Origin of the sequence: Streptomyces europaeiscabiei (genome assembly GCF_001550375.1) — a bacterium.
In the GTDB taxonomy this organism is placed as follows: domain Bacteria; phylum Actinomycetota; class Actinomycetes; order Streptomycetales; family Streptomycetaceae; genus Streptomyces; species Streptomyces europaeiscabiei.
The window spans coordinates 1-5,714 of the sequence record NZ_LRTR01000672.1 but is presented as its reverse complement, the minus strand read 5'-3'; the positions used below and the strand labels follow the sequence as shown (position 1 = coordinate 5,714).

The 5,714-nt window shown below is 72.8% G+C and carries 5 protein-coding genes; 3 read left to right on the top strand and 2 right to left on the bottom strand.

Annotated features, from left to right (window positions below):
• Positions 1-21: 21 nt before the first annotated feature.
• Positions 22-2,286, top strand: coding sequence for a prolyl oligopeptidase family serine peptidase (locus tag AWZ10_RS33030; RefSeq protein WP_079104535.1), 2,265 nt, complete (start codon positions 22-24; stop codon positions 2,284-2,286).
• Positions 2,287-2,506: 220 nt separating this feature from the next.
• On the opposite strand, the gene AWZ10_RS33025 is transcribed toward AWZ10_RS33030, so the two are convergent.
• On the bottom strand, positions 2,507-2,857 hold the full coding sequence (locus AWZ10_RS33025) for a MarR family transcriptional regulator (protein ID WP_046702567.1): 351 nt from the start codon (positions 2,855-2,857) through the stop codon (positions 2,507-2,509).
• A 136-nt stretch (positions 2,858-2,993) separates the two neighbouring features.
• On the opposite strand from AWZ10_RS33025, the gene AWZ10_RS33020 reads away from it, so the two are divergent.
• Positions 2,994-3,737: an ANTAR domain-containing protein gene (locus tag AWZ10_RS33020; protein ID WP_046702566.1), complete on the top strand. Its 744-nt coding sequence runs from the start codon at positions 2,994-2,996 to the stop codon at positions 3,735-3,737.
• A gap of 21 nt (positions 3,738-3,758) precedes the next feature.
• Here AWZ10_RS33020 and AWZ10_RS33015 read toward each other — a convergent pair whose 3' ends face one another.
• Positions 3,759-4,976, bottom strand: coding sequence for an acyl-CoA dehydrogenase family protein (locus AWZ10_RS33015; RefSeq protein WP_046702565.1), 1,218 nt, complete (start codon positions 4,974-4,976; stop codon positions 3,759-3,761).
• A gap of 119 nt (positions 4,977-5,095) precedes the next feature.
• Here AWZ10_RS33015 and AWZ10_RS33010 point away from each other — a divergent pair.
• Positions 5,096-5,714 (top strand): enoyl-CoA hydratase/isomerase family protein (locus tag AWZ10_RS33010; RefSeq protein ID WP_060892825.1); only part of this gene is annotated, 619 nt, incomplete at its 3' end.

The following is a 5,714-nucleotide window of genomic DNA, read 5'->3' as shown; positions in this document are numbered from 1 at the left end:
GGGGCGGTCGGCGGTCGCGCCGTGTCGGCCATCACCCCGACGGCGGCCTCCACGGCTCCGGCACCGGTCTCGCTGCCCGACACCGCGGGGCCGCTGGACACACCGCAGCCGCTGAGGTCCCATGGCTGCTGGTATCCGTCGGTGGACCCGAGCGGCAGGTACGTCGCGTTCATCTGCGACCGCGGCGGGGTGCCGCAGCTGTGGAGCGGCCCGGTCGGCGGACATGAGGTCCATCTGCTGGACTCCGATCCCCACCCGGTCAAAGAGGTGGCCTGGTCGCCCGACGGTCGCTGGATCGCCTACACGACCGCCCCGGGAGGCGGGGAACACACGCGGGTGCTGTGCGTACGCCCCGATGGAACCGGACGCCGCGTCCTCGCCGGTGCCGAGCCCGGCAGCTCCGCGTACCTGGGCTGCTGGCAGCACGACGGGTCGGCCGTCGCCGTCACCGTCGCGGAGCCGGTTCTCACGCCGGGCGAGGCCGAGACGGAGGAGCGGACCGCTCCCGCGGAGCCGGGTCTCGCCGATCCGCACACCTACACCGCCCGCCGTCCGTCGGGCTGGGCCGCCCGGGACGGCCGGGCCGTGCTGCTGGGCGGCCCGCACTACGGCGACGCCGGTCCCGCCGCCCATGCCCGGGACGTCCCGACGGGGAAGGACGACGGGACCGCCCAGGATCCGACGGACGTGGACGTGGACGGGGCCGGGCCGTCACATGTGCCGGACAGGGCACGCACCGAGGCGAAAGACGAGGTCAGTGGTGGTGTGCGGGGCACTCGGGCCCCCGCAGGCGAAGTCCGCGGGACGGCCCCGCAGGCGACTGCCGGCGGAGGGCTGGCCGCCTACCTCGTCGATCCTTTGGGCGTGGCCGCCCCCGCACTGCTGGCCGTCGAACGCGGCGCCGCCACCTTGCGCGTGTGCGACATCAGCCGGGACGGAGGGCTGGCACTTCTGCGCCGGGGGCCGCGCGGCCGCCGCGAAGCGCTCGTCGTCCGTACGACCGATCTGCGGACCACCTTCGCCCTGCCGGTCGCCGACGGTGATCCGTGGATCGGCCGGTTCTCCCCGGATGCCACGACGCTGTGGCTGCGCAGCGACGCGGCACGCGAGTTCGCCGCGCTGTTCGCCGTCCGCCTCGATCCCGGAGGGGAGCGGCTGGGGCTGGCCGTCGCCGCGCAGCGCGCGGACTGCGGACTGGAACTGCTGGCATTGGGCCGCGACGGGCGCACCGCGGCGCTGGCCTGGAACGTGCGCGGAGCCACGGAGCTGGAGGTCACCGCCGTCGCTGCGGCATCCGCCGGGGACGCGCGGGTGGGTTCGCGGCAGACGGTGTCGCTGCCGCACGAGGTGGTGACGCGTATCCCGCAGGTCGGCGGCCGGACGGGACTGGTGCTGGCCCTGTCCGGCTCGCAGCGCCGCCCGGGGGTGTGGTGGTTCTCCGGCGGCACCGCGAGCCGGACGAAGTGGTCGTCCCGTGACGAGGACGCCGTCCCGCCCGGCCGTCCGCCCGTGCGCCCCGTACCACTGCGGCTGACGGCACGCGACGGGCTGCCGCTGAACGGCTGGTACTACAGGGCGCCGGGCCGGGCCCCCGGCGTGCAGGCGCCCTGCGTGCTCCATCTGCACGGCGGGCCGGAGGAGCAGGAACGTCCGGTGTTCAATCCGCTCTACCACGAGCTGCTGGGACGGGGGCTCGATGTCTTCGCTCCCGATGTGCGGGGCTCGTCGGGGCACGGCCGCTCGTTCGTCGACGCCGACCTCGCCACGGGACGGTTCGCCGCGATCGAGGATGTCGCCGACTGCGCGGCCCACGTCGTCGTGGCCGGTCTCGCCGATCCGCGGCGGTTGGCCGTCATGGGCCGCTCGTACGGCGGCTATCTGGTGATGGCCTCACTGGTGTGGCACCCGGACCTCTTCCGCACCGGTGTCGCGGCGTGCGGCATGTCCGACTTCGCGACCTTCTACGCCGGGACCGAGCCGTGGATCGCGGAATCGGCCGCGCACAAGTACGGCCACCCGGAGATCGACCGTGAGCTGCTGCGCGCGCTCTCCCCGATGACCCGCGTCGACGCCCTGCGCGTTCCTGTCCTCGCGGTCCACGGGGAACACGACACGAATGTGCCGCTCGGCGAGTCCGAGCAGTTCGTACGCGCGGCCCGCGAGCGCGGCCTGGAGGCCGAACTGCTGATGCTGCGCGACGAGGGCCACGACTTCCTCCGCGCGGACAGCCGAAGGCTCTTCCGCCGGACCGCCGCCGACTGGATCCAGCGGCACATCGCCGGGTGACACCGGCCGGGAGCGACGAGCCACGCACACGGTGAGCGTGGGCCGCCGCCGCCCAAGGTGGTACCGCACGTCGGCAGGACCGGCTCAAGGAACGGCGTACGCCCTGTGCGCCGCCCCCGCTCCGCCCCGCCGGTATCCGGGTGGGAAGCACAGGGGCCGTCGGCTCTCGCCTCCCGGCGCACCGCTGTCCGGCTGCGTCGATCACGGCGCTCCGGAGTACTCAGGCTTCCTCGTCGGCAGGACGACCACCCTCGGGCGACGCGGCACGACGGGTGTCGACGCGGGCGAGCAGAGTGAGCAGAGCAGCCACGGTGAGCCCGGCCTCCGCAGGGTGACGGAGCACCGTGCCCGGCGCGATCCGGTACGTGTTGCCGCGCCCTTCGCGCGTGTGGGACAGGAAACCGCTCTGTTCCAGATCGGAAATGATCTTCTGGACGGCACGCTCCGTGAGTCTGCAGCGGGCGGCGATGTCACGCACGCGCACGGTCTGGTCTTCGGCAATGGCGGCCAGTACCCGCGCATGGCTCGTGATGAACGTCCACCCCGCATGGGGTTCGGGTGCTCCAACCATGGACCAGATCTTACGCCCACTGGTTCACGCTTATAAATACCTGAATCAGAGTTCCTGCATCTCTTGACGTATGTCGATGTGAGGGTGAAACCTGGTTCCGGAGGACCGCCGCGCGCACGCCACCGGGGAGACGGCCATGCGGGAGCCATCACAGTCCGGGATCAGCGAGGTCGACGGCCGCGCGAGAGCCGCCGGGCTCGCCGATGCACAGCGTCTGCCGAGCCTCACGATCCACAGCCGCCCCGACGGTCACCGGATGGTCGTCACGGTGTGCGGCGACCTTGAACTCGCCACGGATCAGCAGCTGCACCGGTCGTTGCGTTCGGCGCTGACCCGCTCCGATCACGGCATCGACCTGGACCTCAGCAGCGTCGAGTTCTGCGGCTGCTCCGGACTCAACACCCTGCTGAGCATCCGCCGACAGGCCCTGGACCATGCCAAGACGGCCGTCATCCGCGAGATCAGCCCGGCGGCCGAACGACTCCTCACCCTCACCGACACCCTGTCGCTGTTCACCTCGCCCGACACCTCGGGCCAGGAGGGCGGCGCGGCCGACGCCGAGCCGCCCACGTCACAGCCGGGCGACCCCGAGCCCGATCCGCGTGTCGAGGTCGTGCAGTTGCGGCGGGCCATGCAGACCCGGGACACCATCGATCTCGCACGCGGCATCGTCATGGCCGTCTTCACGCTCTCTCCCGAGGAGGCTTGGCAAGCCCTGGTGATGACGTCCCAGAACACCAACACCAAGCTGCACCGAACGGCTCGGCAGCTGGTGGATTCCGTCACGGGCGACCCCCTGCCGCACCTCACGAAGCAGCAGCTGACCGCCGCCGCGGCGCGCGTCACCGCCGCACGCGACGCGCACAACGGTCGCGGCTGACGTCCGGCGTCGACGTCGCCGTCATGAGCCGGTGGCACCCGCGTCCGGCCGTCGGTACGGCCGCAGGGCGCGTCGCGCGATGGCGAAACGGTGCGTCTCCGACGGGCCGTCGTAGATCCGGAAGGGGCGCACCTCCCTGAGCAGACGGGCCAGCGGGGCGTCGGCGGCCGAGATGCCGAGTGCTCCGCAGATCTGCACCGCCCGGTCGACCACCCGGTTCACGGCCTCCGCCACGAAGGTCTTGGACACCGAGGTGAGTTGCGCGGCTTCGGCGGAACCGGTGTCCAGCTCCCAAGCGGTGCGCAGGATCAGGGCGCGGCTCGCCTCGATGTCGATCTCGGAGTCGGCCAGCATCTGCTGGACCATGCCGAGGTCCCCCAGGACGGAGCCGAACGCCATGCGGCTGCCCGCCCGTTCCAGCGCGACGTCCTGGGCGCGCCGCGCGGCTCCCAGCCAGCGCATGCAGTGCGTCATCCGGGCGGGGCCGAGCCGGACCTGGGCACCCGCGAAACCCTGGCCGACCTCGCCGAGCACCTGGTCCTCCCCCACGACGCAGCCGTCGAAGACGATCTCGCTGTGCCCGGCGAAGAGTGCCTCGTCGAGGGTCTCGATGTCCCGGACGATGGTCATGCCGGGGGCGCCCGCGTCGACCAGGAACATGGTGGCGCCGCCCGGGTCGCCGGGGTTGCCGGAGGTGCGGGCCATGACGATCGCGAAGCCGGCGCCCCGCGCCCCGCTGATGAACCACTTGCGCCCGTCGATGCGCCATCCGCCGGGAATCCGGGTCGCGGTGGTCCGCAGGGAGCGGGGGTCGGCGCCGGCTCCCGGTGCCGGTTCGGTCATGGCGAAGCAGGACCGCACCTCGCCCGCAGCGAGCGGGCGAAGACAGCGCTCCTTCTGGTCCTCGGTGGCCACCTTCTCCAGCAGGTGCATGTTGCCCTCGTCCGGGGCCGCGCAGTTCAGTGCCAGGGGCCCGAGGAGGGAGTAGCCCGCGGCTTCGAACACCACCGCCTGCCCCCGCAGGTCGAGTCCGTGTCCGCCCCACCGGGTCGGCACGTGCGGGGCGAACACGCCCGCCTCACGGGCGCCTTTCTGCAGGGTCTGCCGCAGGTCCTCGGGGGCCTCGTGGACGGACCCGCCGCACGCGCGTTCGGCGGGGATCACCACGTCGTGCACGAACGCGGACGTGGACGCGGCAAGTTGGGCGACCGTCGGATCGACGTCGAACTGGATGGACACGGGACCTCCCGCGGAAGGGCGTACGGGCATCGGGTCCCGTCGCGTCTAGAAACTGTATAGCGTCTTTAGTATCTTGCCGAGAGAACCCGGCGACGGGAAGACGACAGGAGACATGTCCCATGAGCAACTCCGTGAGTCCCGAGCCGGTCCGGGTCGTCCGCCACCCCGACGGAGTCGTCGAGGTACGGCTGGACGATCCCCGGCGGGGCAACGCCCTGGATCTGGCGACGGCCGAGGCACTGCGCGACACGACGGCCCAGGTGGCGGCGGATCCGGGCGGCGCGGTCCTGCTGCGGGCGACGGGCGGCACCTTCTGCGTCGGCGGTGACCTGCGCGCCTTCGCCGGTCTCGGCGACGGCACGAGCGCCTATGTGCATGCCGTGGCGACGGCCGCCCACGCCGCGATACGGGCCCTGCACGCACTGCCGGTGCCGGTGGTGACCGCCGTGCGCGGCGCCGCCGCGGGCGGCGGGGTCGGGCTCGCCCTCGTGGGGGACATCGCCTTGGCGGCCCGGTCGGCGCGGTTCCGGCTGGCGTACACGGACGTCGGGCTCACGCCGGACTGCGGGGCCTCCTGGTTCCTGCCGCGCCTGGTCGGCCCCCGACAGGCGGCGGACCTGATCCTCACCAACCGGGTCCTGACCGGGGACGACGCCGAACGGTGGGGCCTGGTCTCCCGTACGGTCGAGGACGGGGAGCTGGACGCCGCGGCGCACCCCACCGCGGCCGGGCTGGCCG

Bases quoted from the DNA above. Each gene is read 5' to 3' on its own strand.
- AWZ10_RS33025 (WP_046702567.1), bottom strand. From the start codon at position 2,857: ATGGTTGGAGCACCCGAACCCCATGCGGGGTGGACGTTCATCACGAGC.
- AWZ10_RS33020 (WP_046702566.1), top strand. From the start codon at position 2,994: ATGCGGGAGCCATCACAGTCCGGGATCAGCGAGGTCGACGGCCGCGCG.